A 23,911-nucleotide genomic window follows, 5' to 3' on the forward strand; every position below is an offset into this window, starting at 1 on the left:
CCCGTGTGCACCCCGCCCCGCCGCCCGCTCTCCGGCCCGCCGTTCGCGGCGGTGACGATGCTCGCGGTGCTCGTGTCCGTTCTGGCGGGGTGCTCGCTGATCGCGCCCGTGGAGCCCGCCCCCGGCAGTCCGCCGGCCTCCGCGCTCGATCAGCTGTTGGCGCAGGTCGCGGTGGTACCGGAGCGCCCGGACGTGCCGGGGTATCAACGCAGCTGCAAGCAGGGCGACGCCTGCGTGTTCGGCCCGGCGTGGACCGACGATCACGACGGTCCCGGTGGTCACGACGGCTGCGGCACGCGGGACAACGTGTTGGCCCTGTCCCTGACCGACCTGCAGTTCCGTCCCGGCACCAACGAGTGCGTGGTGGTGGCGGGGACGCTGGCCGATCCGTACAGCGGCGAGGTGCTGCCGTTCACCAAGCAGAACGCGAACGACGTGCAGATCGATCACATCTACCCACTCGCGGCGGCCTGGGACATGGGCGCCGCGTCGTGGCCGCTCGAGACGCGGATCCGCTTCGCGAACGATCTCGACGTCAACCTCATGGCGGTGTCCGGCGCGGAGAACCAGGCCAAGAGCGACAAGACCCCGTCGGACTGGTTGCCGCCCGATCCCGCGTACCACTGCTTCTACGTGGGCCGGTACCTCACGGCGGCGGTGTCCTACGGGCTGCCCGTCACGGCCGCGGATCGGGACGCGATGGCGGCGGTGGCGCAGGGGTGTCCCTGACCGTGCGGAGGATTATCGTTGCCGACCATGTCGCGGATGCTCACCAAGGACACCCAGCTCTGCATGTCGCTCTCCGGTAGGCCGAGCAACATCGGGACCCGGTTCCACAACTACCTCTACGACGAGCTCGACCTCGACTTCGTCTACAAGGCGTTCACCACCGACGACCTGCCGAGCGCCGTCGCGGGGATCCGCGCTCTCGGAATCCGCGGCTGCGGGGTGTCGATGCCGTTCAAGGAAGCGGTCATCGAGCACGTCGACGTCCTGCACCGGTCGGCCTCCGCCATCGACTCGGTCAACACCCTCGTCAACGAGGGCGGTGTCCTGCACGCCCACAACACCGACTACTCGGCCGTGGCGGACCTCGTCACCGCAGCGGGCGTCGACACCGCCGCCCCGGTCACCGTGACCGGAAGCGGTGGCATGGCGAAAGCCGTCGTCGCGGCGCTGCGCGACAGCGGGTACACCGACGGTGTCGTCGCCGCGCGCAACGAGCGCACGGGCCCGGCACTGGCCGACGCCTACGGCTACCGGTGGCAGTCCGCCCCCGACCCCGCGCCGGGGTCCTTCCTGGTGAACGTCACCCCGATCGGCATGGCCGGTGGCCCGGACGCGGACGCCTCGCCGTTCACCACCGAGGCCGTCGCCGCGGCGACGGCGGTGATGGACGTCGTGGCCGTGCCGAGCGAGACCCCCTTGATCCGCGCCGCCCGCGCAGCCGGCAGGCCGGTGATCACCGGTGCGGAGGTCATCGCCCTGCAGGCCGCGTCCCAGTTCACCCTGTACACCGGAATCACGCTGCGCCCGGAACAGATTCAACGCGCGTCGGAGTTCTCCCGCCGCTGACGTCGGGGTTCTCCGGCGAGAGGAGTCACCAGCCCTGCCACGACGGCTTGTGCTCCGCCGCGTAGCGGTAGTAGTCCGCCAGGCGGAGCCGAGCCGCGGCCGGCTCGTCCACCACGACGGTCACGCGCGGATGCATCTGGATCACCGACGCCGGACAGAACGCCGAGACCGGGCCCTCGACGGCCGCGGCCACCGCGTCGGCCTTGCCGTCGCCGAGTGCCAGCAGCACCAGGTGGCGGGCTTCGCGGATGGTCCCCAGTCCCTGGGTCATCACGTGGTGCGGCACGTCCTCGGCGGAGTCGAAGAACCGGGCGTTGTCCCGCCGGGTCTGTTCGGTCAGCGTCTTCACGCGCGTCCGGGAGACCAACGACGAGCCGGGCTCGTTGAAGCCGATGTGCCCGTCGGTCCCGATGCCGAGCAGCTGGACGTCGATGCCCCCGGCGTCGGCGATCGCGGCGTCGTAGCGCGCCGACTCGGCGGGAATGTCGGCGGCCTCGCCGTTCGGACCGTCGATCGCGTCGAGGTCGATGTCCACCAGCGCCGCGAACTCGGTCCTGATCACCGACCGGTACGACTGGGGGTGCGCCGCCGGCAGGCCCACGTACTCGTCGAGCAGGAACGCCCGCGTCCGTGCGAAGGACAGCCCCTCCTCGCGGTGTCGCCGACCGAGCTCGCGGTACACCCCGAGCGGGGTCGACCCCGTCGCCAGACCCAGCACCGGCCGGTCCGCGTCCCGGCCGGTGCGCACGACCTTCTCCACGATGTCGGCGGCCAGCGCGTGCACCGCCGCGGCGTCGTCGCGAATGACGATCTCCACTCAGGTCACGTCCTCTCCTGCTCGGACCACGCGCACGGGCGCGAGGCGGTCGTCGGTGATCACCAGGTCCGCGCGCAATCCCGCTTCCAGCCGGCCGAGGGTGCCCGCCAGGGCGAGGAACGCCGCCGGGGTGGTCGACCCCATCCGCACCGCGGAGACGAGATCGATCCCGGACTCGTCCACCGCCCGACGGACGATGTCCAACACGGTCGACGTGCCACCGGCGATGGCACCGCCGGTCGTCAACCGCGCCACCCCGTCGGTGACGGTGACGTCGAGCGCGCCGAGGCGGTACGGGCCGTCGGCGGACCCGGCCGCGGCCATGGCGTCGGAGACGAAGGCGATGCGGTCCGGTCCCACCAGGTCGACGACGGTGCGCACGGTGACGGGGTCGAGATGGACTCCGTCGCCGATCAGTTCGAGCATCATCTCCCCGCGCGCGGCCGCGGCGAGGCACGCCGCGACCGGGCCGGGAGCCCGGTGGTGGAACGGCGGCATGCCGTTGAAGAGGTGCGTCGCGGACACCGGTCCGGCGAGTCGCCGCACGATGTCGGTGACGGTCTCCGCGTCGGTGTCGGTGTGGCCCACCGACCCTCGGACGTCGTGGTCGGCGAGCGCGTCGATCAGGTGCTCGACGCCGTCGACCTCCGGTGCGAACGTCATCGACCGCACCGCCCCGTCACCGGCGGCGAGCACCCGGCCCAGCATCGCCGTGTCCACCGGAACGATCGACGCGGGATCCTGTGCCCCGCACCGACTCGCGGCGAGAAACGGCCCCTCCAGATGGACGCCCGCGAGCTCGCCGGACCGCCACAGCGCCGCCAGTGCGGCGGTCTGCCGCACCATCACGTCCTCCGGCGCGGAGACGAGGGAGGCGAGCATCGTCGTCGTTCCTCGTCGGCGGTGGAACCGCACCGCGGTCGGGGCGGTCTCCGTCGACGCGTCGGGGAAGCCGACACCGCCGCCGCCGTGGCAGTGCACGTCGACCATGCCCGGCAGGACGGTGCGGGGGCCTGCCGGACCGGCCTCGTCGTCGAGGGCCGGACCGGTATCGGGGCACTCTGCTGCCGGGCCCACCCACTCGATCCGCTCGCCGCGGACCAGCACCACGCCGTCGTCGATCACGGCGTCGGCGGTGACGACGCGCCCGCGAAAGATGCGCTCGGTCACGCCTTTCCGGACGCGTCGTCCAGCACGGCGTCGTCCTCCCGACCGGGCGTGCGCAGGTTCCACTTCTTGATCACGACACTGAACAGGACGTAGTAGACGACCGCGTAGACCAGCCCGATCGGGATGAGCATCCAGGCCTTGGTGGCGATGCCGAAGTTGAGCAGGTAGTCGATGCCGCCCGCGGAGAAGAAGAACCCGTCGTGGATGCCGAGGGCGTTCGTCAGGGCCATCGACGTGCCGGTGAGCACCGCGTGCACCACGTAGAGGGGCCACGCGACGAACATGAACGAGTACTCGAGCGGCTCGGTGATGCCGGTGACGAAGGCGGTGAGACCGGTGGAGAGCATGATGCCGCCCACGACCTTCTTCTGCGACGGCTTGGCGTTGCGGTAGATCGCGAACGCGGCCGCGGGGAGCGCGAACATCATGATGGGGAAGAAGCCCGTCATGAAGACCCCGGCCGAGGGGTCGCCGGCGAAGAATCGGTTGAGGTCGCCGCGCACGATCTGTCCGCTGGCATCGGTGTAGTCACCGACGAGGAACCAGACGACCGAGTTCAAAATGTGGTGCAGGCCCGTGGGAATCAGCATGCGGTTCGCGAAGCCGTAGATGCCGCTGCCGACCACGGAGTGATCCGCGACGGTGGTGCCGACCCAGTTCAACGCGCTGTAGAAGAGCGGGTAGAGGAACGACATGAGGACCGCGACGATCAGACCCGTGACGGCGGTGAGGATCGGAACCAACCGGCGACCGCTGAAGAACCCCAGGTAGTCCGGCAGCTTCTGGCGGTAGAAGCGCTGCCAGAGCACGGCGGAGAGCAGGCCGATGACGATGCCCGCCAACACCCCGTAGTCGATGGTGGCGGGATCCCCGTTGGCGTCCACCTCACCGGCGAGGACCACGGGCGACATGGCCTCGAAGACGCCGTTCATCACCATGTAGCCGACGACGGCGGCGAGGGCGGTGGAGCCGTCGGCCTTGCGCGCCCACCCGATGGCGATACCGACGGCGAAGATGAGGGGAAGCCAGGTGAAGACGGACTGACCGGCCGCGGAGATGACGGACGCGGCCGTCTCCAGCGGCGAGAATCGTCCGAGCAGGTCGGGCTGGCCGAGGCGGAGCAGAATGCCGGCCGCGGGCAGTACGGCGATGGGCAACATGAGCGACCGGCCGAAGCGCTGCAGTCCGGCCAACGACCGGGACTCCTTCGTGACCGTCGAATCCGCGTTCGGCGCGGGCGTTCCTGTGGAACCGTCGATGGGGGCAGCCATGGGGACCTTCTTCTCGAAGAGTGTTGTGGACCGGCGTCTCCCACGGGTACTGTCCGGTCATAACCAGTTGTAGTTTGGCCAGGTCGGGCAATGATGTCAACCGCCTTCTGTGACCGCGACTACACCGAGAGCGAGAGGACCCCATCCATGGGCAAGGCGGAGCAGATCGTGGCCGGCCTCGGCGGCGCGAACAACATCGTCGAGATCGAAGCGTGCATCACCCGGCTGCGCACCGAGGTGCGCGACGGGTCCCTCGTGAACGAGGCCGCGCTGAAATCCGCCGGGGCACACGGCGTCTTCGCCAAGGGCACGGCCGTCCAGGTCATCGTCGGCCCGGAGGCCGACACGCTCGCCGAGGACATCGAGGACATTCTGTGACGACGGTCGCGGCACCTCTGGCCGGCACGGTGATCGCCCTGGCCGACGTGCCCGATCCGGTCTTCTCGGCCCAGATGGTGGGGGCCGGCGTCGCGATCCGACCGTCGGTGCGGACGGGCGTCGTCGACGTCGCAGCGCCCGTCGCCGGCCGCCTGCTCAAGCTGCACCACCACGCGTTCGTCGTCCTCACCGACGACACGAAGGGCGTCCTGGTCCACATCGGCATCGACACGGTGCAGATGAAGGGCGAGGGCTTCGAGCTCGTCGCCACCGAGGGCGACACCGTCTCGGCGGGCGACGTGGTGGTCCGCTACTCCCCCGAGGCCGTCGCCGCCGCCGGGTACGACGACGTGTGCCCAGTGGTGCTGATGGATTCGGCGGCCGACTCGGTGGACGCGTCGACCGTCGGCACGGACGTCACCCCGGGCGACACCGTGTTCGAGATCTGATCCGGCACACCCCGATTCGCGGGGGGTCAGGGCCGGCGACCCGGACGTCGCTGGCCCTGCACCTCCATCGACAGCTGGTAGCGGTCGCACCGGTACCAGCTCTCGCAGTGCTCGATCGGCTGATCGCCGTGGAAGGACACGCGATCGAAGTACAGCACCGGAGCCCCGCGCTTGGTGCCCAGGAGCGTCGCGACCTCGGAGTCCGCGGCGGTCGCACTGACGGTCTGCTCGGCGCGGTCGATGGTGCGGTCGTAGTGCACCGAGACCGCCTCGTAGATCGAGGCGCTGAGATCGAGGTCGATCAGACCCGGCAGCACCTCGGCGTCGTACCACCCGTCGTCCACGCTGACCGGCTCGCCGTCGGCGAGGCGAAGTCGCTTGATGTGGTACGCCTTTCGGCCCCCGTCGATGCCCAGGGCGGCCACCGTCGCCGCGGAGGGCTCCTCGAGCCGCGCGAACAGCACCACCGTGGTGGGCCGCAGGCCCTGCGCTCGCATCTCCTCCGAGAAGGACGCCAGATGCAGGCGCGACTGCACCGGCCGGCTGGCGACGAACGTCCCCTTGCCACGCACCCGCACCAGATGGCCCTCGTTGACCAGCTGCCCGATCGCCTCGCGCACGGTGATGCGACTGACCCCGTAGTCCTCCATGAGCCGCCGCTCGCTGGGCATGAGGTCCCCGGGCTGCAGTTCCTTGGTGCAGCGGTGCAGCAGGATCGCCCGCAGCTGTTCGTGTTTGGGGACCGCACTGTCCCGAAGATGGACGGGCATCACCACGAGCGTCTCCGGGGGTCTCGGCCGAGTAGGGCGGGGCTGGGCGGGGCGACGATGTCCACCCCGCCGCAGCGGTACGGACTGGTCCCGACCGATCGTAGTCGGGACGTCGTTCCTGCGCGCGCGCTTTCGGTCCGTCCCGCCGCATGATCCCGGGCGGACCGGAGGCCGGTCGCAGATTCCCGGGTGTGGCATTCTCCTGTGCCATGACCACTGCTCCCGAGGCCACCGACTACCCCGTGCTGTGGCCGGTGCCGACGCGGTGGGCGGACAACGATCACTACGGGCACGTGAACAACGTCGCCTACTACTCGTTCTTCGACACCGCGGTCAACGGCTGGCTCATGTCGGCCACGGGCACCGACATTCGCGAGCTGGACGCTGTCGGGGTCGTCGCCGAGACGTCGTGCCGCTTTCTCGCCCAGCTCAGCTTCCCCGACGAGCTGCGTGTCGGCATCGCGGTCGAGAAGCTGGGGACGTCGTCGATCGTGTACTCCCTGGCCGTGTTCCGGGTGCACCAGGACCAGCTCGTGGCGGCGGCGACGGGTCGATTCGTGCACGTGTACGTCGACTCCGCGACCCGCCGACCGGTTCCGATTCCCCCCGACATTCGCGCCGTCGTCGAGCCGCTCACGGCATGACGGAGCCCGCGGCGCGGCCGGTGAGCCTCGCGGTGCCGATCGGCGCCGGCGCGGTCACCGCGCTGGTGGGCTTCACGTCGTCGTTCGCCGTGGTCCTGACGGGGCTGCGCGCGGCGGGCGCAACGGACACCCAGGCCGCCTCCGGGCTGTTCGCCCTCAGCCTCATCATGGGCGTCGGCATCGTGGGTCTCGCTCTGCGCTATCGCATTCCACTGACCCTGGCGTGGTCGACGCCCGGCGCCGCGCTGCTCGCCGGCACCGGAGCGATCGTCGGCGGGTGGCCGGCCGCGGTGGGCGCGTTCGTCGTGGTGGGTCTCGCCATCGTGCTGACGGGCGCGTGGCCGCGGCTGGGTGCGCTGATCGCGTCGATTCCGGTCTCGCTCGCCCAGGCCATGCTGGCCGGCGTCATCCTGCCGCTGTGCCTGGAGCCCGTCCGGGCGCTGGCGGCGTCGCCGGTGGCGGTGGCGCCCGTGGTGCTGACCTGGCTGGTCCTGCAACGCTTCTCGCCGCGGTGGGCGGTCCCCGCGGCCTTCGGAGTCGCGGCGGTGGTCATCGGGGTGTCCCTCCTGCGCTCCGGCACCGCGGTCCCGGCCGACGCGCTGGTCCCGACGCTCTCGCCCGTCGCCCCGATCTGGACCTGGCAGGCCGCCGTCGGGGTCGCCCTGCCGCTCTACATCGTGACGATGGCGTCCCAGAACATTCCGGGTACCGCCGTCATGGCGTCCTTCGGCTACACCGTTCCGTGGCGGGCCTCGATGACGGTCACGGGGGCCGCGACCGCCGCGGCGGCCCCGGTGGGTGCCTTCGCCGTCAACCTCGCCGCCATCAGCGCCGCCCTCGCCGCCTCCCCCGACGCCGAGCCGGACCGGGACCGTCGCTGGATCGCCGCCGTCGCCGCGGGCGTCGCCTACCTGCTGCTCGCGGTGTCGTCCGCGGCTCTGGCCACCCTGGTCACCCTGGCCCCCGCCGGCATCGTCGAGACCGTCGCGGGGCTGGCTCTGCTGGGCACCCTCGCCTCGGCGCTTGCGGCGAGCACCCAGCATCCGGCCGACCGGGTGCCCGCCGCCATCACGTTCGTCGTGGCGGCGTCGGGCGTCGCGGTCGCCGGCATCGGCTCGGCCTTCTGGGCCCTCGTCGCCGGTCTGGCGGTGAGCGCCGTGACCGCCGACCGGACCTAGAGAATCCCTGCGTCCTCCGCGGTGGCGACGGCGCGCGCGACGATCCCGTCGATGAGCGACGTCGTCGGCCCCCCGTCCCGCGCACGGTTGCGCTCGTCCGTCATCGCGCGGCGCAGGACACCCTCGGCGATGATGGACAGCTTCCACAACGCCAGGGCGTGCCAGTACGGCACGGTGGCGGTGTCGCGACCCGTCGAGCGGGCGTAGGTCTCCACGAGGTCGTCCCGACGCGGGAAGCCCGGCAGGGTCGACGCCTGGAAGAAGCCCGGGGTGTCGTCCGACGCCTCGGACCAATAGGCCAGCAGCGCACCGACGTCCGCGAGCGGATCGCCCAGGGTGCACAGCTCCCAGTCGACGACGGCGACGATGGTGCCGTCGCCCCCGGTGATGACGTTGCTCAGATGGAAGTCGCCGTGGACCAGCGACAGCTCCGTCTGCTCCGGCGCGTGGTCGGTCAGCGCCGCGGCCAGCCGCTCGAGCACGGGGACCTCACGGGTCTTGGACTGCTCCCACTGGGCGGACCAGCGCTTGATCTGCCGCGCGGCGTAGGGCTTGTGGCTCGCCAGGTCGGTCAGACCCGTCGCGTCCAGGTCGACGTCGTGGATGCGGCCGAGGGTGGTCGGCATCTCCACCCCGATGGTGCGACGACGGTCCTCGGAGAGTCCGGCCGCCACCGACGGATCGTCCAGGACGACGCCGTCGACGTGGCTCATGAGGACCAGCGGCGCGTCGGTCACCGCGGGATCGTCGGTCAGGGCGATCGTGCGCGGCACCGGAACCGCGGTGTCCTGCAACGCCGACAGGATGCGGAACTCGCGGGCGACGTCGTGCGCGGACGCGAGCAACGTCCCCAGCGGGGGTCGGCGCAGCACCCACCGGTGACCGGCGTCGTCCGACACCAGGTACGTCAGGTTGGACTTGCCGTTGCCGATGCGCTCGTAGGCGAGAGCGCCCTGCGCGCCGACGTCCAACCCCGCGATCCACGACGCAATGCCGTCGGGATTCAGTCCGGCGGGAGTCGGGTCGGTCACGACGACACCTTCCGGTACGGCGCGAGTTCGGTCCGCGCGATGGTGCGCTTGTGCACCTCGTCGGGGCCGTCGGCGAGCCGCAGGGTCCGCAGGTGGGCGTACATCGACGCGAGCGGGAAATCGTCGGACACTCCGCCGCCGCCGTGCACCTGGATGGCGCGATCGACGATCTTCAGCGCCATGGCGGGAGCGGCGACCTTGATGGCGGCGATCTCGACCCGCGCCTCCTTGTTGGAGAACTCGTCCATCATCCAGGCGGCCTTGAGCGTGAGCAGCCGGGCCATCTCGATCTCGATGCGCGCCTCCGCGATCCAGTCCTGGATGTTGGCCTGCGCCGCAATGGGTTTGCCGAACGCGACGCGGGACGACGCCCGCTCGCACATCAGCTCCAGCGCCCGCTCCGCCATCCCGATCGCGCGCATGCAGTGGTGGATCCGTCCCGGGCCCAGGCGGGCCTGGCCGATCATGAACCCGGCCCCCGGACCGGCGAGGACGTCCTTACCGGGAACGCGCACGTTCTCGAACAGCACCTCGGCGTGGCCCTCGCGGTCCTGGTAGCCGAACACCGGCAGCCCGCGGAGCACCGTGACGCCGGGGGCGTCCACGGGCACCACCATCATCGACTGCTGCTCGTACGTCGCCGCCTCGGGCGCGGTCTTGCCCATGACGATCATGACCTTGCAGTTCGCGTGCAGCGCGTTCGAGGTCCACCACTTGCGCCCGTTCAGGATCCAGTCGTCCCCGTCGGCCGTCATCGACATGGCGATGTTGGTGGCGTCCGAACTTGCGACGGCCGGCTCGGTCATGGCGAACGCGGATCGGATCTCCCCGTTCAGCAGCGGGGTGAGCCACATCCGCTTGTGCTCGTCGGAGCCGAACCGGGTGAACACCTCCATGTTTCCGGTGTCCGGCGCCGAGCAGTTGCAGGCCTCCGGCGCGATGGCCGGGCTGCGGCCCATGATCTCCGCGAGGGGCGCGTACTCGGCGTTGGTCAGACCGGGGCCGAACTCGGGATCCGGGTGGAACAGGTTCCACAGTCCGCGGGCACGGGCCTCGGACTTGAGTTCCTCGAGGATCGCCGGCTGGTGGTGCGGGTCGCCGGACTCGCGAATCTGCTGCTCGTACACCGCTTCCGCGGGATACACGCGCTCGTCCATGAAGGCGAGGAGTCGCTCACGGTAGTCGAGACAGCGGTCGGTGAAGGAGAAGTCCATGCGGGTCAGCCCTGTCTGGTGTCGGCGGCGGGGTCGGGGGTGCTGTGTTCGAGAGTGCTTCGGTAGCGGCGCATTCCGGCGATCCACCGGTCGTAGTCGGCGCTCTTGTGCGAGTACATCGTCAGCACCTGCGGGTGCGGGAGAATCAGGAACCGTTCGGCCTCCATGGCCTCGAGCGTCGTCCGCGCGACGTCCTCGGGTTCGAGGACGTCGCCGGCGCTCGTCACCGCCGCGGCGGCCACGGACGCGCCCTCGCGGTCGCTGTCGAAGCCGGAGTTCAGCAGGGCCGTGTTCACTCCCATCGGGCACAGGCAGCTGACGGCGACGCCCCGATCGCCGTAGGTGACCGACAGCCACTCGGCGAACCCGACCGCCGCGTGCTTGGACACCGAGTAGGTGGCCGAGCCGATCTGGGTCAGCAGGCCGGCCGCCGACGCCGTCGTCAGGAAGTACCCGGGCGTCCCGCGCTCGAGCCACCGCGGAATCACCAGGCGCGCGGCACGCACGTGGGCGAGCACGTTGACGTTCAGCGCCGTCGACCACGCCGCGTCGGTGCTGTCGAGGCCCATCCCCGCCGTGGTGCCCGCGTTGGCGACGAACACGTCGAGCGGACCGAAGGTCGACTCCGCCAGATCCACCGCCGCGGCGATGACGGCGTCGTCGGCCACGTCGCCGCCGAGCGCCCGCGCTCGCTCACCGAGCCGATCCGCGACCGCCTGCGCCGCATCACCGTCGAGATCGACGACCACCACCCGATTACCCGCGTCGACCAGCGCCGACGCCAGTGCGGCACCGATGCCGGCGCCACCTCCGGTGACGACCGCGACCCTGTCCGTCATTCGCATCGTTCCGATAGTAGGCACGGGTGAGCCAGGTCACGACAGGAGGGGCGTGGTCCGACCGGAGGCGGCCGGGTCAGAACGAGGTGCGCTTCTTCTCCTGCTCGAGCACGGCGTCGAGATCCTTCAGCCGATCCATCGAACTGACCGCCCGGCGGGTGCGCATGTTCGAGGCCAGCAGATCCCGGTGGCGGTGGGTGAAGGCCCAGTACCCGGCGGTGAAGGGGCACGCGTCCTCGCCCAGCCGCTTCTTGGGGTCGTACGCACATCCCTTGCAGTAGTCCGTCATTCGGTCGATGTAGGCACCGCCCGAGGCGTACGGCTTGGTGGCGATGATGCCGCCGTCGGCGTGCTGGCTCATGCCGACCACGTTGACCGGCATCACCCACTCGTACCCGTCGACGAAGTGTTCGGTGAACCACCGCGTGAGTGCGCGCGGATCGTAACCCTGTTGCAGCGCATGGTTTCCCAGGATCATCAACCGCGGGATGTGGTGCACCCACCCGCGGTCGTGGACACCGGCGAGGGAGTCCGACAGGCAGGCCGCGGTGACCTCCTCCGCGTCGAGACTCGCGAACCACGGCGGCAGCGGCGTGTCCGCGCCCATCTCGTTCTTGTCGATGTAGCTGTCGTCGAGGTGCCAGTAGAGGTGCCAGACGTACTCGCGCCACCCGAGAATCTGTCGGACGAATCCCTCGACGCTGGCCAGGGGGGCGTCGCCGTCCCGGTAGGCCTTCTCCGCGGCGCGCGCCGCCTCGAGCGGGTGCAGCACCCCGAGGTTGAACGGCACGCTGAGCAGCGAGTGCGACATCGTCCAGTCCGCGGCCATGACGGCGTCCTCGTACGGACCGAACGTCGACAGCCGCGTGTCGACGAACGTCGTGAGCGCCTGGCGCGCTTCGGCGGCCGTCACCGCGAAGCGACGGGGGCCGTCCGTGCCGGACCATTGCACGTCCATCCCGTCGAGATCGCTCCGAACCTGCTCGTCGATCTCGTCCTCGGTGGGCCACCACGGTTCCGGGACGCCCAGCGTCGCCTGCTTCTTCGGCGGCTTCTCGCGGTTCTCGGCGTCGAGGTTCCACGTTCCGCCCTCGGGATCCTTGCCGTCCATGAGCACCCCGAACCGTCGCCGCTGATCGCGGTAGAAGTTCTCCATGACGAACGACGTGCGATTGCCCGCCCACTCGGCGAAGTCCTCGCGCGAGAGCGCGAAGGTGGGAGTGGGCAGAACCTCCTCGACCAGGCCCTCCTCCGCCAGGGCCGCGACGAACGCCTCGGCCCGGCGCGACGTCGGCTGATGGACCACCACGGGCCGGCCGACGTTCTCGAGCGCCTCGCGGTAGGTGTCGGTGCGCAGGTGGATCGCGCGGTCCCCGAGCTCGTCGGCGAGGTGCCGCATCCCCGACAGCAGCAGGTGCGCCTTCTGCCGATGCCCGCGCCGGCGCCCCAGCGCACGAGCGGATTCGACGATCACCACCTCGCGGTCCTTCGTCTCGTCGGACGAGTGCACGTGGGGTCCGAGCTGGTCCGCGAAGACCCAGAGCGGTGCGGGTGTGGCCATGGGTGATCATTCCCCGCCGCGTCCGTACCCAATCGAGGCCCGATCGCGGCCGGACCGGGGCCGGTGAAACGAGAGCGGAGGGGGTACGTACCAGCCATGACGTACAAGAAGGGCACCAAGGTTCAGTGGAAGTGGGGAGACAACACCGCCGAGGGCAAGGTGGTGGAGGTCCACAAGGAGAAGGTGAGCAAGAAGATCAAGGGGTCGGACATCACCCGCAACGGCACCGACGACAATCCGGCGTACCTGCTCGAGCAGGAGGACGGCACCCAACTGCTCAAACTGGACAGCGAGCTGGAGAAGGACTGACCGTGCACAGTGGCCGGTCGGCGCAGATGCCGACCGGCCCTACTGCGCACTCTGCCCTGTCGACGAAGTTTCTCTTGCGCATCCGGCTGTGAGGGGCATGCTGTGAAGCACGCCACAGGCGGCACGACCACAGCATGTCCTCGGCCGTTCACGAGACGGCCCGGGCCGGCGCAGGAGGGACACGATCATGACCCCGTCGCATCAGCGGCTCACCGACCTCGTCGGCGAGCCCACGACACCGCACGACCGCCGGTCACGACCGGTGGACCGCATCGCCCACCCCGTCCAGTTGGTGCAGCCCGACGGACGCCGCGTTCACGATCGGGAGTACTGGGACCTCGTCGCCGATGTGAGCGCCGCCGACATGCTCGCCCTCTACACCGACATGGTGGTCGCGCGTCGTATCGACACCGAGGCCACGGCCCTGCAACGACAGGGTGAACTGGGGCTCTGGGCACCGCTCCTCGGCCAGGAGGCCGCACAGGTCGGGTCCGCCCGCGCCCTCGCCCGCGAGGACTACGTCTTCACCAGCTACCGCGAACACGCTGTCGCCTACTGCCGCGGCGTTCCCGTCGAGAAGCTGACGGCGCTCTGGCGCGGGACCGCCCACGCGGGCTGGGACCCCACCGAGTACGGCATCACCAACCCGGCGATCATCGTCGGCGCGCAGGGACTGCACGCCACCGGCTATGCGATGGGGACGCGATTCGACGGCGTCGACGCCGCGACCGTCGCCTACTTCGGCGACGGCGCCACCAGCGAGGGCGACATCTCGGAAGCGCTGTCCTTCTCCGTCGCCTTCGGCGCCGGCGTGGTCTTCTTCTGCCAGAACAACCACTGGGCCATCAGCGAGCCCGTCTCCCTCCAGACCCCGGTCCCGTTGGCGACACGCGCCACCGGATTCGGCATGCCCGCCCTGCGGGTCGACGGCAACGACGTGCTCGCGGTCCTGGCGGTGACGCGGGCGGCCGCCCAGCGCGCCCGGACCGGCGGTGGGCCCACGTTCGTCGAGGCCATGACCTACCGCATGGGCCCGCACACCACCTCCGACGACCCGACGCGCTACCGCCCCGGCGCCGAGCGCGACGTCTGGGCCGCCCGCGACCCGCTCCAGCGGCTCGAACGGCTGCTCGAGCGTGAGAACGTCCTCACCGACGAGGCGCGCGCCGCAGTGGCGGCGACCGCCGACGACGTCGCGGCGCGTCTGCGCGCGGCCACCGTGGCGGCCCCGGATCCCGACCCCGCCACCCTGCTCGACCACGTCTACGCCGAACCTCACGCACTCGTCGACAGCCAGAAGGAGGCACTGCGATGACCACCGCCACCCCCATCCGTCCCGAGGGGCCCTCCTCCGACCGACCGGCGGACCGCGTCACCGGCACCCTCGGCGGAGCGATCAACGCCGGACTGCGCGCGGCGCTGGACTCGGACCCGAGAGTGCTCCTCATGGGTCTCGACATCGGCAAGCTCGGCGGAGTCTTCCGCATCACCGACGGACTGCAGAAGGACTTCGGCGAGCATCGCGTCCTGGACATGCCACTCGCCGAGTCCGGCATGGTCGGCACCGCCTTCGGCCTCGCCCTGCGCGGGTATCGGCCCGTCGTCGAGATCCAGTTCGACGGCTTTGTCTACCCGGCCTTCGACCAGATCGTTTCCCAGGTCGCCAAGATCCGATACCGCACCGCGGGCCGAGTCGGCGCCCCGATGGTGATCCGGATTCCGTACGGCGGCGGCATCGGCGCCGTCGAACACCACTCCGAGTCGCCGGAGGCGTACTTCGCCCACACCGCGGGCCTGCGCGTCGTCGCCCCCAGCACCCCGCACGACGCCTACTGGATGATCCAGCAGGCCGTCGCCTCCGACGATCCGGTGATCTTCTTCGAACCGAAGCGGCGGTACTGGGACAAGGGCGGCTGGTCTCCCGAATCCCCCGACCTGCCCCTCGATCGCGCCCGGATCATGCGCATGGGAACCGACGCCACCCTGGTCACCTACGGGTCGACCGTCGGCACCGCGATCCTGGCGGCGGAGGTCGCCGAGAAGGAGGGACGCAGTCTCGAGGTCGTCGATCTGCGGTCGCTCTCGCCGCTGGACATGGACACCGTGTGCCGCTCGGTGCGGCGCACCGGACGCCTGGTCGTCGTGCACGAGGACACCGGATTCCTCGGGATGGCGTCGGAGATCGCCGCGCAGGTCTCGCGTGAGTGCTTCTACTCCCTCGAGGCACCGGTGGAACGCGTGACCGGATTCCACGTCCCGTATCCGGCAGCGCGGCTCGAGCGGCATCACCTGCCGGACGTCGATCGCATCCTCGCGGGAGTGGACACCGTCCTCGCCTGACCCCAGCGGGGTGATCGAGCTCTCACAGACGGTTGCCAGGATGACAGTCCATCATGGTGTGCCGTGAGCACCTCGACCACCGAGCAGATCGTCCTGTCCGTGCAGCGGTCCACGCCGCGGCTGTGGCTGGCCGCGGCCGCCGGCGCGCTGATCCTCGCCGTTCTCTACGCCGTCCTGCCCCTGGCCGGGGTGGAGTATCCGGCAGCCCGGCCCGTCCCGGGTCCGGTGGCCGGCGGGGCGTCGCGGCTGCTGTCCGTCATCGACGTGACCTCAGTCCTCGTGGTGGTCGCCGCGCTGACGGTGGTGTCGATCGTGCGCACGCTCCCCTACGGCATCGGGGCCGTGCTGATGCTCTGTCCCGGCGCCCCGCTCACCGCCGCGGCCGCACGCTCGTGGTTGCCGGACTCCGTGCTCGCGTCCGCCCACCCCGACGGTCGGATCGTGGCGGTCGCCTCGCTGGTCGCGGCGGCGTCGCTGGTGGTGTCGCCGCGCGTCCGTCCGGCCGTTCTGGGACTGGGGCTCGCCGCCACGGTCGCCGTCGCCGCGGCGGCCGTCGTCACGGCCGCCGCGTCGGTCGTCGGCGTGCTCGGTGCGCTGGCGGTCACCGGAACCTGGTGGGCACTGGCCGCCGTGGTCATGGCGCACTCGCCGATCGCGGCCCGCCGCGAACACAAGAACCCTCTCGACACCGCAGCCCTGAAGCTCCGCCGCTGAGGGCGGGACTCCAGGGCTGCCGAGTGGTCGGGACGTGTCGCGGGCCGGAGGAACTCAGAGCGCCTTGAGCTCCTCGATGACCGAGTTGACGGACTTCTTCGCATCGCCGAACAGCATCGACGTGCGGTCCGCGGTGAACAGCGGATTCTCGATGCCCGCGTAGCCGGAGCTCATCGACCGCTTGAGCACGATCACCGACCGCGACTCGTCGACGTTGAGAATCGGCATCCCGTGGATGGGCGAGCTCGGATCGTTGCGGGCCGCGGGGTTGGTGACGTCGTTCGCGCCGATGACGAGGGTGACATCGGTGCGGGAGAACTCCCCGTTGATGTCGTCCATCTCCTTCATCGAGTCGTATTCCACGTCCGCCTCGGCCAGCAGCACGTTCATGTGCCCGGGCATGCGACCGGCCACCGGGTGGATCGCGTACTTCACCTCGACGCCCTTCGACTCGAGGATCGACGCCATGTCCTTGACCGCGTGCTGCGCCTGCGCGACGGCCAACCCGTAGCCGGGCACCACGATCACCTGCGAGGCGTAGGCCATCTGGATGGCCGCGTCCGCCGCGGAGGTGGACTTGACCGTTCCCCCGCCTTCGCCGGCGACACCCGCCGCGGCCGCACCGCCGCCACCGAACGACCCGAAGACGATCGCCGGGATGGACCGGTTCATCGCCGTCGCCATGAGGTTGGTGAGGATGGTGCCGGACGCGCCGACGATCATGCCCGCCACGATCATCGCGGTGTTGTTCAGCGCCAGACCCGCCGCTGCGGCCGACAGACCGGTCAGCGCGTTGAGCAGCGAGATGACCACCGGCATGTCCGCGCCGCCGATCGGGAACACCACGAACAGACCCATCAGGCCCGCCGCGACCAGCACGATGACGATCCACCAGACCGCCGTGCCCTCACCGGGAGTGGCGTGGATGCCGATCCCCACCGACGCGGCCACCGCCACGAGCAGCAGCACCATGTTGAGCAGCTGGAACGTGCGGGCACTGGCGACGAACGCCTTCTCCACCTTCTTGTTCAGCAACTCCTGCAGCTTGGCGAACGCCACCAGCGAACCCCAGAAGGACACCGACCCGATCACCGCGGCGAACAGCGACCCGACCACGATGTGGACCGTCGGCTCCTCCCCGTGCTGGAAGGCGGAGAACCCGTCGGTCTCGAGGAACTCCGACCACGCGATCAGCGCCACGGTGCCACCGCCGACGCCGTTGAACAGGGCGACCAGCTGCGGCATCGCCGTCATCTTCGTGCGCTTGGCCGGCGGCACACCCAGGATCACACCGATCGCCAGACCCGCGGCGATGAGGATCCAGTTGATCGCGGCGGTGTCGCGCACCTCGATCAGCGTGGCCACCACGGCCACCCCCATACCGACGGCGGCGATCCAGTTGCCGCGCACGGCGGTCTTGGGACCGGTCAGGCCCATCAGGCCGTAGATGAACAGGGCGAAGGCGGCGATGTAGAGCACCGCGACGAGGTTGTTCACTGCTCCGCCCCCTCACGCGCGACGGGCTTGGACTTGAACATGCCCAGCATGCGGTCGGTCACCAGGAAGCCGCCGACGACGTTGAGGGTGCCGAAGATCAGGGCGACGAACGCGATGATCCGCACGCCCCACGACGCGTCCTCGGGCAACCGCCCCAGGACGATCAGCGCGCCGAGCACGACGATGCCGTGGATGGCGTTGGTGCCCGACATCAGCGGCGTGTGCAGCGTGTTGGGCACCTTGGAGATCACGGCGAACCCCACGAACCCGGCGAGAACCAGGATCGCGATGTTCGCGAGCAGGGACAGGTACATCAGGCGTCCGCCTTCTCGGTGGTGGTGACGTTCCGGGTCACGCAGGACTTCTCGAGAACCTCGTCGGAGAAGTCGGGTGCGAACGTCCCGGAGTCGTCGAGCATGAGTTCGAGCAGCGCGGACACGTTCTTCGAGTACAGCTCGCTGGCGTGCTCGGGCATCGTGGCCGGCAGGTTGAGCGGCGAGCAGATGGTGACGTCGTTCTTCACCACGGTGCGGCCGGGCTCGGTGAGCTCGCAGTTGCCGCCCGTCTCCCCGGCGAGGTCGACGATCACGCTGCCCGGCTTCATCGCCGACGCCGCCGCGGCCGTGACGAGCCGCGGCGCGGGCCGGCCCGGCACCAGTGCGGTGGTGATGACGACGTCGAACGTCGCGATCGCTTTCTCGAGCGCCGCCTGCTGCTGCGCGCGTTCGTCCTCGGTGAGCTCGCGGGCGTACCCGCCCTCGCCCGCCGCGTCGATGCCCAGATCGAGCCACTGGGCACCGACCGACCGGACCTGATCGGCCACCTCCGGCCGCACGTCGTACCCGGTGGGCCGCGCACCGAGGCGCTTGGCCGTGGCGAGGGCCTGCAGTCCGGCGACACCGACACCGAGCACCAGCACCGTCGCCGGCTTCACCGTGCCCGCGGCGGTGGTGAGCATGGGGAAGAAGCGTGTCGACTCCGACGCGGCGAGCAGCACGGCCTTGTAGCCGGCCACGTTGGCCTGCGAGGACAGCGCGTCCATCACCTGCGCGCGGGAGATGCGGGGAATCGCCTCCACCGCGAACGCCTGGACGCCGGCCGCGGCGAGCGCCGGGATGACGGTGTCGGCGTTGCGGGGCGCGAGGAACCCGATGAGGGTGGTGCCCGACGCGAGCCGGCCCACCTCGGACTCCGACGGCGGCGCGACCTTGACCACCACGTCCGCCGACCACGGGTCGCCGATCTCGGCTCCCGCGTCGACGTACAGCTGGTCCGGGATGAGGGCGCCGAGGCCGGCACCGGCCTCCACGACCACCCGCACACCCTTGTTCACCAACGACGACACGACCTTGGGCACCAACGCCACCCGCCGCTCGCCCTCCGCGCTCTCGCGCACGACACCGACGAGCGGCCCGGCGCCCGGAGAGTTCTCCACCACTGACGACTTCCTCACGAACGACAATCGGGGTCCCGACGTACGACGAGACGTCGGGGGAACGGCCTGCGCATCGCCGACGCAGCCCGTGGTGGGGCCCGGTCGGCAGGGCCGTGGCCATGCGAGAAGGAACGACGGAGGACGGGGGCGGTTCGCTCGCGCCACGTCACCGATCGGTTCCGCATCACGGCCGGATACGGCCGACCAGAAACGTAACGCACACCACAGACACACAGAGCCATACCGGACACCGATTGTGAGAGAACTCATAACACCCGCCGGGTCCGGTCACCGGGCACACTCGACGGCGTGACCGCTTCCCTTCCCGACGACGTCCTCGCCGCCCTGGCTCGCGCCGACTCCATCACCGTGCTGACCGGAGCCGGCATGTCCGCGCAGTCGGGTATCCCGACGTTCCGCGACGCGCAGACCGGCCTGTGGTCCCGCTTCGATCCCGCCGACCTGGCCAGTCACGCCGCCTTCGTGCGTGACCCGGACCTGGTCTGGGGGTGGTATCGCCGGCGCGCGGCGCTGGCGGCCCGCGCGGAGCCGAACGCCGGGCACCTCGCGGTGGCCCGGTGGCAGCGGCACGCCGAGGACCGCGGCGCCCGGCTGACCATCGCCACCCAGAACGTCGACGATCTGCACGAGCGGGCGGGCGCCGTGGTCGCCGCGCACGTGCACGGGTCGCTCACCGCCGTGCGCTGTTCGATCTGCGAGGCGCCGTATCACGGGCCGCTCGACGACGTCGACGTCGACGACGCCGACGCCGACGCCGACGCGACCATCACCGCCGGCGAGGCCGGCACTGCCGACACCGAGGACGACATTCGGGTGCCGCCCCCGTCGTGCGCGGAGTGCGGCAGCCCGGTGCGGCCGGACATCGTCTGGTTCGGCGAGGAACTGCCCGAGGACGCGTGGCGCGCCGCCGAGAGTGCGGCCGAGGACGCCGACGTCGTGCTGGTGATCGGCACGTCCGGGGTGGTCTACCCCTTCGCCGGGCTGCCGGCGCTGGCCCGCAGTGCCGGTGCGCTGGTCGTCGAGATCGACCCCGCGGAGACGGCCGTCTCCGACATGGCCCACCACCACCTGCGCGGCGGCGCCGCCGACGTGCTTCCCGCGCTGCTGCAGAGCGTCCTGGACCAGGGAGACCCGCGATGACCCCCGAGTGCGTCTTCTGCGACATCGTCGCCGGTCGCGCCCCCGCCACCGTCGTCCACGAGACCGACACGACGCTCGCGTTCCTCGACATCCGACCCGTCACCACCGGGCACACCCTCGTGATCCCCAAGGTGCACTCGTCCGGCCTCGCCGACCTCGACCCCGCGGTCGCGGGCGAGGTCTTCCGGACCGGGCAACTACTGGCCCGGGCCGTGCGGCGCGGCCTCGACGCGGACGGGGTCAACCTGGTGATGAACGACGGTCGGGCGGCGTTCCAGACGGTGTTCCACTCGCATCTGCACGTCGTCCCGCGGCACGACGGCGATCGCATCCGATTCGTCGCGGGGTTCGTCACCCGGCGACCGGGGGATCTGGCCCGCACCGGTGACGCCATCCGGGCCGCTGCGGCGGCGGACTGAGTCGAGCCCGGCCGCGGGCTCTTGTTTGTCGATGTCGACCCCCGCCGCGGCCGAGTCAGCCCGCCGCTGCCTCCGCACCGGCCGCGAAGAACCACGCCACCGCCAGCGCGCCGGGGTCGACCACGTCGCGGGCCGCGTCGCCGACGTAGCTGGCGCGGCCCCGTCGTGCGGTCATGGTGGCCGTCGCCTCGGCTCCTCGCGCGGCGGCGTCCGCGGCCGCGGCGAGCGCCGCCGCGACGGATTCGCCGCGTGCGCCGTCGAGGGCGTCGGCCGCGGGCGCGAGGGCGTCGACCATCGTGCGGTCACCCGCCGACGCCCCACCCAACTGCACGACGATCTCCAGCGCCCCGCGGACGGCATCGGCGAGGACCTCGGCGGTGAGGTCGCGTCCGGCCGTCGCGTCGGCCATTCGGTGGAAGATCGCCCCGAACAGTGCGCCCGACGTGCCGCCCGCGTTCTCGAGGAAGCTGCGGGACAGCCGCGAGAACGTCGCGGCGGGCGAGAGCGGCGTCGACGGATCCGGGGCGTCCCGCAGTCCGGCGTCCATGGTGACGCCGAAGTCGCCGTCACCGGCGCGGCGGTCGAGGTCGGTGAGCTCGTCGACCGCGCCGCGCACCCGCTCGGTGAACCGGGCGACCCAGGCGGTCACCGTCGCATCCGCCTCCGCGGCGTCGTCCTCGCGACCGCCGTCCGCGTCGGACTCCCCGTCGACCACCGCGTCCTCGGCCGGCTCGCCGGCCGGTCGGCCGGGCCACGCGGGTGCCGCGGTGGGCGCGTCCCAGAGCGCGAGGACGTCGTCGATCGGGAGCTCGTCGCCGCACCGCACCACCGTCAGCGACACCCCTGCCATGTCGAACGCGGTCACGAACGTGCCCACCAGGTGCCGGCGCACCCGGATTCCGCGCGCGGCCAGCAGCTCGAGGGCGTCGCCGAACACCACGGCGATCTCCAGCGCATGCGTGCCGCCCAGACCGTTGACGACGAGGATCACGTCGTCGCCCTCGCCGGCGTCCAGCGCGTCGAGCACCGGACCGAGCAGCGCCTCGACCACCTCCCGGGCCGACAGGGTCCCGGTCCGCCCGGTCCCGCGTTCGCCGTGGATGCCGACGCCCAACTCCACCTCGTCGTCACCGAGGTCGAACGACGGGGCGGACGCGCCGGGCACCGTGCACGCCCGGAAGGCGACGGCCATGCTGCGCGCGGCGGCCGCCACCCGTCGGCCGAGCGCGGCGACGGCGGCGAGGTCGTCACCACGGGCGGCGGCGGCACCGCAGAGCTTCTCGACGACGACGGTCGCCGCCGTGCCGCGGCGACCCGGCCCGTCGGGGTCGGACGAGTCGGTGGCGACGTCGTCGTCGACCAGGACGGTCTCGACGTCGATACCGTCCGCGCGGCACAGGTCGGCCGCGACCCCGAAGTTGATGACGTCGCCGGTGTAGTTCTTCACCACGTGCACCACGCCGGCGCCGCCGTCCACCGCTCGGGTGGCGGCCGCGACGGCCAGGCTGTTCGGCGAGGTGAAGACCGCGCCGGGAACCGCCGCGTCGAGCATGCCCGCGCCGACGAAACCGGAGTGCATCGGCTCGTGGCCGGACCCGCCGCCGGACACCACGGCGACTCGGCCGGCGCGAGCGTCGTCGGCGGGAACCCGGCGGGTGAAGTACCCGGGCCGCTCGACCCAGCGCAGGCCCGCGGACGCACGCGCGGTGGCTCGGCAGGCGTCGGAGACCACGGAGCCGGGATCGACGATCTTCGAGGACGACATGGCCTCGACCCTACGGCCGACGGCCGTCCCGGACAGGTGGATGCGAGGCTGGACCCCATGCGACTGTTCCTGGCGTCCTACCGATTCGGCGCACACCGTTACCGCCTGCTCGACCTGGTGGGCACACCGGGCCGGATCGGCGTGATCGCCGCGGCCGCCGACGCGTGGCCGGCGACCGCGCGGGAGTCGGCGGTCACCAGTGAGTTCGCGATTCTCACCGCGGCGGGGTTCGACCCCGTCGAGGTCGATCTCCGGTCGGTGACACCGGCGACGGCGGACGCCGCCCTGCGCACCCTGCCGGCGGTCTGGGTCCGCGGCGGCAACACGTTCGTCCTCCGCCACCGGTTGGCGGCGTCGGGTGTCGATCGGGTTCTGCGCGAGCGGCTTCGGCGCGACGATCTGGTCTACGCGGGGTACAGCGCGGGCGCCTGCGTCATGGGCCCCTCGCTCACCGGCGTCGACGCCGCCGATCCGCCCGCCGAACTCGCGGAGATCACCGACGATCCGGTGCCGCGGGACGGACTGGGGCTGATCGACGACGTCCTGGTCCCGCACTGGCCGACGGCGACGGCGCCGTCGGAGCTCGATCCCGACGGCGCGGTCCGGGCCATGGCGGCGGCCTGCCGGGCGGCGGGCGTTCCGTATCGGACCCTGACCGACGACCAGGTGTTCGTGCGCACCGACGCCGACGACCGGGTGTACTGACGCCGTTCCACCGCGAAGGGCCTACCCGGCGGCTCTCACCCGATGTGCGCGATGGGGAAGGTGAAGGGGGCCAGTCGATCCATCGCGGCCCAGGCCAGTCGGCAGCGTCGGACCGTCATCTCGTCGGCGTCCGTGAGCAGCGCGTCGAGAAGCAGTGACGGCCGCTCGGACCACTCGCGGGCCACCGCGGCGACCTCGTCCGCACCGAGCAGGCCCGAGTGGGCGAGGGCTTCGATCCACGGGGTGATCTCCCCGCGGTGGAGGGCCTCGAGGGTGTCGTAGTCGACCCCGTCCTCGACGAAGTCGTAGGAGAACATCGCCGCGGCGACGGCCGTCGCACCGGAGCCGGACGTGCTGCGCACAGGCGCCGATGTCGGTGATCGTCGCGTGCTGTGAGACCTGGCCATGAGAACCCTCCTTACTCGCCCCCTCGGTGTCGGCGGAGGTGCCGAGTTGCCGTGGTCCCGACGCTAATCCCACGTCGCATCGTTGTCGGCAGCTCGCGAGGCACGATCTGGTAACAGAGTGAACACTGTGACTGTTGTGGACTGATGTGACTCGGCCCGTTCCGTGACCGCACCGCCGCCGACCGAGCACCTCAGCAACTTTCCTCGTCGCCCGGACGGGCGCGGGTAGCGTCGGTCGTCGGGCGCCCACGCAGGGGTGCCG

At 71.1% G+C, this 23,911-nt stretch carries 26 protein-coding genes; 13 read left to right on the forward strand and 13 right to left on the reverse strand.

Annotated features, from left to right (window positions below):
• Positions 1-57: 57 nt before the first annotated feature.
• Positions 58-729 (forward strand): HNH endonuclease family protein, encoded by a 672-nt coding sequence (locus HQ603_RS06495; RefSeq protein ID WP_222683961.1) that lies wholly within the window; start codon positions 58-60, stop codon positions 727-729.
• A gap of 27 nt (positions 730-756) precedes the next feature.
• A complete protein-coding gene (locus HQ603_RS06500; RefSeq protein ID WP_222683749.1) occupies positions 757-1,575 on the forward strand; it encodes a shikimate 5-dehydrogenase in 819 nt (272 codons plus the stop codon).
• 25 nt (positions 1,576-1,600) lie between these two features.
• Here the strand turns inward: HQ603_RS06500 and nagB are convergent, their stop codons facing one another.
• Genes nagB through HQ603_RS06515 form a run of 3 tightly spaced genes read right to left on the reverse strand, consistent with a single transcriptional unit; the run spans position 1,601 to position 4,722 of the window.
• Positions 1,601-2,392, reverse strand: a complete 792-nt coding sequence (gene nagB, locus HQ603_RS06505) for a glucosamine-6-phosphate deaminase (RefSeq protein WP_222683750.1) — start codon at positions 2,390-2,392, stop codon at positions 1,601-1,603.
• On the reverse strand, positions 2,393-3,562 hold the full coding sequence (locus HQ603_RS06510) for an N-acetylglucosamine-6-phosphate deacetylase (protein WP_308126386.1): 1,170 nt from the start codon (positions 3,560-3,562) through the stop codon (positions 2,393-2,395).
• Positions 3,559-4,722: a PTS transporter subunit EIIC gene (locus HQ603_RS06515; RefSeq protein WP_261773511.1), complete on the reverse strand. Its 1,164-nt coding sequence runs from the start codon at positions 4,720-4,722 to the stop codon at positions 3,559-3,561. Before HQ603_RS06515 ends, HQ603_RS06510 begins: the two co-directional genes overlap by 4 nt.
• Before the next feature lie 204 nt (positions 4,723-4,926).
• Here HQ603_RS06515 and HQ603_RS06520 point away from each other — a divergent pair, with 204 nt between their 5' ends.
• Together HQ603_RS06520 and HQ603_RS06525 are read left to right on the forward strand one after the other, a co-directional pair.
• Positions 4,927-5,211, forward strand: coding sequence for a glucose PTS transporter subunit EIIB (locus HQ603_RS06520; RefSeq protein ID WP_222683964.1), 285 nt, complete (start codon positions 4,927-4,929; stop codon positions 5,209-5,211).
• Positions 5,208-5,660: a PTS sugar transporter subunit IIA gene (locus HQ603_RS06525; protein WP_222683751.1), complete on the forward strand. Its 453-nt coding sequence runs from the start codon at positions 5,208-5,210 to the stop codon at positions 5,658-5,660. The genes HQ603_RS06520 and HQ603_RS06525 overlap by 4 nt, the downstream gene beginning before the upstream one ends.
• A gap of 26 nt (positions 5,661-5,686) precedes the next feature.
• Here HQ603_RS06525 and HQ603_RS06530 read toward each other — a convergent pair whose 3' ends face one another.
• Positions 5,687-6,433: a GntR family transcriptional regulator gene (locus HQ603_RS06530; protein WP_308116000.1), complete on the reverse strand. Its 747-nt coding sequence runs from the start codon at positions 6,431-6,433 to the stop codon at positions 5,687-5,689.
• A 206-nt stretch (positions 6,434-6,639) separates the two neighbouring features.
• Between HQ603_RS06530 and HQ603_RS06535 the strand changes: the two genes are divergently transcribed.
• Together HQ603_RS06535 and HQ603_RS06540 are read left to right on the forward strand one after the other, a co-directional pair.
• Positions 6,640-7,074: an acyl-CoA thioesterase gene (locus HQ603_RS06535; protein WP_222683752.1), complete on the forward strand. Its 435-nt coding sequence runs from the start codon at positions 6,640-6,642 to the stop codon at positions 7,072-7,074.
• Positions 7,071-8,252 (forward strand): benzoate/H(+) symporter BenE family transporter, encoded by a 1,182-nt coding sequence (locus HQ603_RS06540; protein ID WP_222683753.1) that lies wholly within the window; start codon positions 7,071-7,073, stop codon positions 8,250-8,252. Before HQ603_RS06535 ends, HQ603_RS06540 begins: the two co-directional genes overlap by 4 nt.
• Here the strand turns inward: HQ603_RS06540 and HQ603_RS06545 are convergent.
• The 4 genes from HQ603_RS06545 to HQ603_RS06560 all read right to left on the reverse strand — a co-directional run bounded on the left by HQ603_RS06545 (position 8,249) and on the right by HQ603_RS06560 (position 12,897).
• Complete coding sequence (locus HQ603_RS06545; RefSeq protein ID WP_222683754.1) at positions 8,249-9,283, reverse strand: phosphotransferase family protein; 1,035 nt, start codon at positions 9,281-9,283, stop codon at positions 8,249-8,251. The genes HQ603_RS06540 and HQ603_RS06545 overlap by 4 nt on opposite strands.
• Entirely contained in the window at positions 9,280-10,497 is a 1,218-nt protein-coding gene (locus HQ603_RS06550) for an acyl-CoA dehydrogenase family protein (RefSeq protein ID WP_222683755.1), read from the reverse strand. The genes HQ603_RS06545 and HQ603_RS06550 overlap by 4 nt, the downstream gene beginning before the upstream one ends.
• Positions 10,498-10,502: 5 nt before the next feature.
• A complete protein-coding gene (locus tag HQ603_RS06555; protein ID WP_222683756.1) occupies positions 10,503-11,342 on the reverse strand; it encodes an SDR family oxidoreductase in 840 nt (279 codons plus the stop codon).
• A gap of 70 nt (positions 11,343-11,412) precedes the next feature.
• Positions 11,413-12,897 (reverse strand): cryptochrome/photolyase family protein, encoded by a 1,485-nt coding sequence (locus tag HQ603_RS06560; RefSeq protein WP_222683757.1) that lies wholly within the window; start codon positions 12,895-12,897, stop codon positions 11,413-11,415.
• Between the two features lie 96 nt (positions 12,898-12,993).
• On the opposite strand from HQ603_RS06560, the gene HQ603_RS06565 reads away from it, so the two are divergent.
• The 4 genes from HQ603_RS06565 (at position 12,994) to HQ603_RS06580 (ending at position 16,260) form a co-directional block, all read left to right on the forward strand.
• Positions 12,994-13,206 (forward strand): DUF2945 domain-containing protein, encoded by a 213-nt coding sequence (locus HQ603_RS06565; RefSeq protein ID WP_222683758.1) that lies wholly within the window; start codon positions 12,994-12,996, stop codon positions 13,204-13,206.
• A 187-nt stretch (positions 13,207-13,393) separates the two neighbouring features.
• Positions 13,394-14,521 (forward strand): pyruvate dehydrogenase (acetyl-transferring) E1 component subunit alpha, encoded by a 1,128-nt coding sequence (gene pdhA / locus HQ603_RS06570; protein ID WP_222683759.1) that lies wholly within the window; start codon positions 13,394-13,396, stop codon positions 14,519-14,521.
• On the forward strand, positions 14,518-15,546 hold the full coding sequence (locus tag HQ603_RS06575; RefSeq protein WP_222683760.1) for an alpha-ketoacid dehydrogenase subunit beta: 1,029 nt from the start codon (positions 14,518-14,520) through the stop codon (positions 15,544-15,546). Before pdhA ends, HQ603_RS06575 begins: the two co-directional genes overlap by 4 nt.
• A 63-nt stretch (positions 15,547-15,609) precedes the next feature.
• The gene (locus HQ603_RS06580) at positions 15,610-16,260 is read left to right on the forward strand and encodes a hypothetical protein (RefSeq protein WP_222683761.1); all 651 of its coding nucleotides are present in this window, start codon (positions 15,610-15,612) and stop codon (positions 16,258-16,260) included.
• Positions 16,261-16,314: 54 nt separating this feature from the next.
• Here the strand turns inward: HQ603_RS06580 and HQ603_RS06585 are convergent, their stop codons facing one another.
• The 3 genes from HQ603_RS06585 to HQ603_RS06595 are packed head-to-tail and all read right to left on the reverse strand — an operon-like array spanning position 16,315 to position 19,210.
• Positions 16,315-17,757, reverse strand: a complete 1,443-nt coding sequence (locus HQ603_RS06585) for an NAD(P)(+) transhydrogenase (Re/Si-specific) subunit beta (RefSeq protein ID WP_222683762.1) — start codon at positions 17,755-17,757, stop codon at positions 16,315-16,317.
• On the reverse strand, positions 17,754-18,071 hold the full coding sequence (locus HQ603_RS06590) for an NAD(P) transhydrogenase subunit alpha (RefSeq protein ID WP_222683763.1): 318 nt from the start codon (positions 18,069-18,071) through the stop codon (positions 17,754-17,756). Before HQ603_RS06590 ends, HQ603_RS06585 begins: the two co-directional genes overlap by 4 nt.
• The gene (locus HQ603_RS06595; RefSeq protein WP_308126387.1) at positions 18,071-19,210 is read right to left on the reverse strand and encodes a Re/Si-specific NAD(P)(+) transhydrogenase subunit alpha; all 1,140 of its coding nucleotides are present in this window, start codon (positions 19,208-19,210) and stop codon (positions 18,071-18,073) included. Before HQ603_RS06595 ends, HQ603_RS06590 begins: the two co-directional genes overlap by 1 nt.
• A gap of 291 nt (positions 19,211-19,501) precedes the next feature.
• Between HQ603_RS06595 and HQ603_RS06600 the strand changes: the two genes are divergently transcribed.
• The gene (locus HQ603_RS06600) at positions 19,502-20,353 is read left to right on the forward strand and encodes an SIR2 family NAD-dependent protein deacylase (RefSeq protein WP_222683764.1); all 852 of its coding nucleotides are present in this window, start codon (positions 19,502-19,504) and stop codon (positions 20,351-20,353) included.
• Entirely contained in the window at positions 20,350-20,772 is a 423-nt protein-coding gene (locus tag HQ603_RS06605) for an HIT family protein (RefSeq protein ID WP_222683765.1), read from the forward strand. The genes HQ603_RS06600 and HQ603_RS06605 overlap by 4 nt, the downstream gene beginning before the upstream one ends.
• Before the next feature lie 55 nt (positions 20,773-20,827).
• On the opposite strand, the gene HQ603_RS06610 is transcribed toward HQ603_RS06605, so the two are convergent.
• Positions 20,828-22,537 (reverse strand): dihydroxyacetone kinase family protein, encoded by a 1,710-nt coding sequence (locus HQ603_RS06610; protein ID WP_222683766.1) that lies wholly within the window; start codon positions 22,535-22,537, stop codon positions 20,828-20,830.
• Positions 22,538-22,594: 57 nt separating this feature from the next.
• On the opposite strand from HQ603_RS06610, the gene HQ603_RS06615 reads away from it, so the two are divergent.
• On the forward strand, positions 22,595-23,242 hold the full coding sequence (locus HQ603_RS06615) for a Type 1 glutamine amidotransferase-like domain-containing protein (protein WP_222683767.1): 648 nt from the start codon (positions 22,595-22,597) through the stop codon (positions 23,240-23,242).
• A gap of 35 nt (positions 23,243-23,277) precedes the next feature.
• Here HQ603_RS06615 and HQ603_RS06620 read toward each other — a convergent pair whose 3' ends face one another.
• Entirely contained in the window at positions 23,278-23,649 is a 372-nt protein-coding gene (locus HQ603_RS06620; protein ID WP_371830986.1) for a hypothetical protein, read from the reverse strand.
• Positions 23,650-23,911 lie beyond the last annotated feature (262 nt).

Source organism: Rhodococcoides corynebacterioides (genome assembly GCF_019834675.1).
Classification (GTDB): Bacteria; Actinomycetota; Actinomycetes; order Mycobacteriales; family Mycobacteriaceae; genus Rhodococcoides; species Rhodococcoides corynebacterioides_A.

Bases quoted from the DNA above. Each gene is read 5' to 3' on its own strand.
- HQ603_RS06495 (WP_222683961.1), top strand. From the start codon at position 58: ATGCTCGCGGTGCTCGTGTCCGTTCTGGCGGGGTGCTCGCTGATCGCG.
- HQ603_RS06500 (WP_222683749.1), top strand. From the start codon at position 757: ATGTCGCGGATGCTCACCAAGGACACCCAGCTCTGCATGTCGCTCTCC.
- HQ603_RS06515 (WP_261773511.1), bottom strand. From the start codon at position 4,722: ATGTTGCCCATCGCCGTACTGCCCGCGGCCGGCATTCTGCTCCGCCTC.
- HQ603_RS06520 (WP_222683964.1), top strand. From the start codon at position 4,927: ATGTCAACCGCCTTCTGTGACCGCGACTACACCGAGAGCGAGAGGACC.
- HQ603_RS06535 (WP_222683752.1), top strand. From the start codon at position 6,640: ATGACCACTGCTCCCGAGGCCACCGACTACCCCGTGCTGTGGCCGGTG.
- HQ603_RS06540 (WP_222683753.1), top strand. From the start codon at position 7,071: ATGACGGAGCCCGCGGCGCGGCCGGTGAGCCTCGCGGTGCCGATCGGC.
- HQ603_RS06550 (WP_222683755.1), bottom strand. From the start codon at position 10,497: ATGGACTTCTCCTTCACCGACCGCTGTCTCGACTACCGTGAGCGACTC.
- HQ603_RS06555 (WP_222683756.1), bottom strand. From the start codon at position 11,342: ATGCGAATGACGGACAGGGTCGCGGTCGTCACCGGAGGTGGCGCCGGC.
- HQ603_RS06560 (WP_222683757.1), bottom strand. From the start codon at position 12,897: ATGGCCACACCCGCACCGCTCTGGGTCTTCGCGGACCAGCTCGGACCC.
- HQ603_RS06565 (WP_222683758.1), top strand. From the start codon at position 12,994: ATGACGTACAAGAAGGGCACCAAGGTTCAGTGGAAGTGGGGAGACAAC.
- pdhA (WP_222683759.1), top strand. From the start codon at position 13,394: ATGACCCCGTCGCATCAGCGGCTCACCGACCTCGTCGGCGAGCCCACG.
- HQ603_RS06575 (WP_222683760.1), top strand. From the start codon at position 14,518: ATGACCACCGCCACCCCCATCCGTCCCGAGGGGCCCTCCTCCGACCGA.
- HQ603_RS06590 (WP_222683763.1), bottom strand. From the start codon at position 18,071: ATGTACCTGTCCCTGCTCGCGAACATCGCGATCCTGGTTCTCGCCGGG.
- HQ603_RS06605 (WP_222683765.1), top strand. From the start codon at position 20,350: ATGACCCCCGAGTGCGTCTTCTGCGACATCGTCGCCGGTCGCGCCCCC.
- HQ603_RS06610 (WP_222683766.1), bottom strand. From the start codon at position 22,537: ATGTCGTCCTCGAAGATCGTCGATCCCGGCTCCGTGGTCTCCGACGCC.
- HQ603_RS06615 (WP_222683767.1), top strand. From the start codon at position 22,595: ATGCGACTGTTCCTGGCGTCCTACCGATTCGGCGCACACCGTTACCGC.
- HQ603_RS06620 (WP_371830986.1), bottom strand. From the start codon at position 23,649: ATGGCCAGGTCTCACAGCACGCGACGATCACCGACATCGGCGCCTGTG.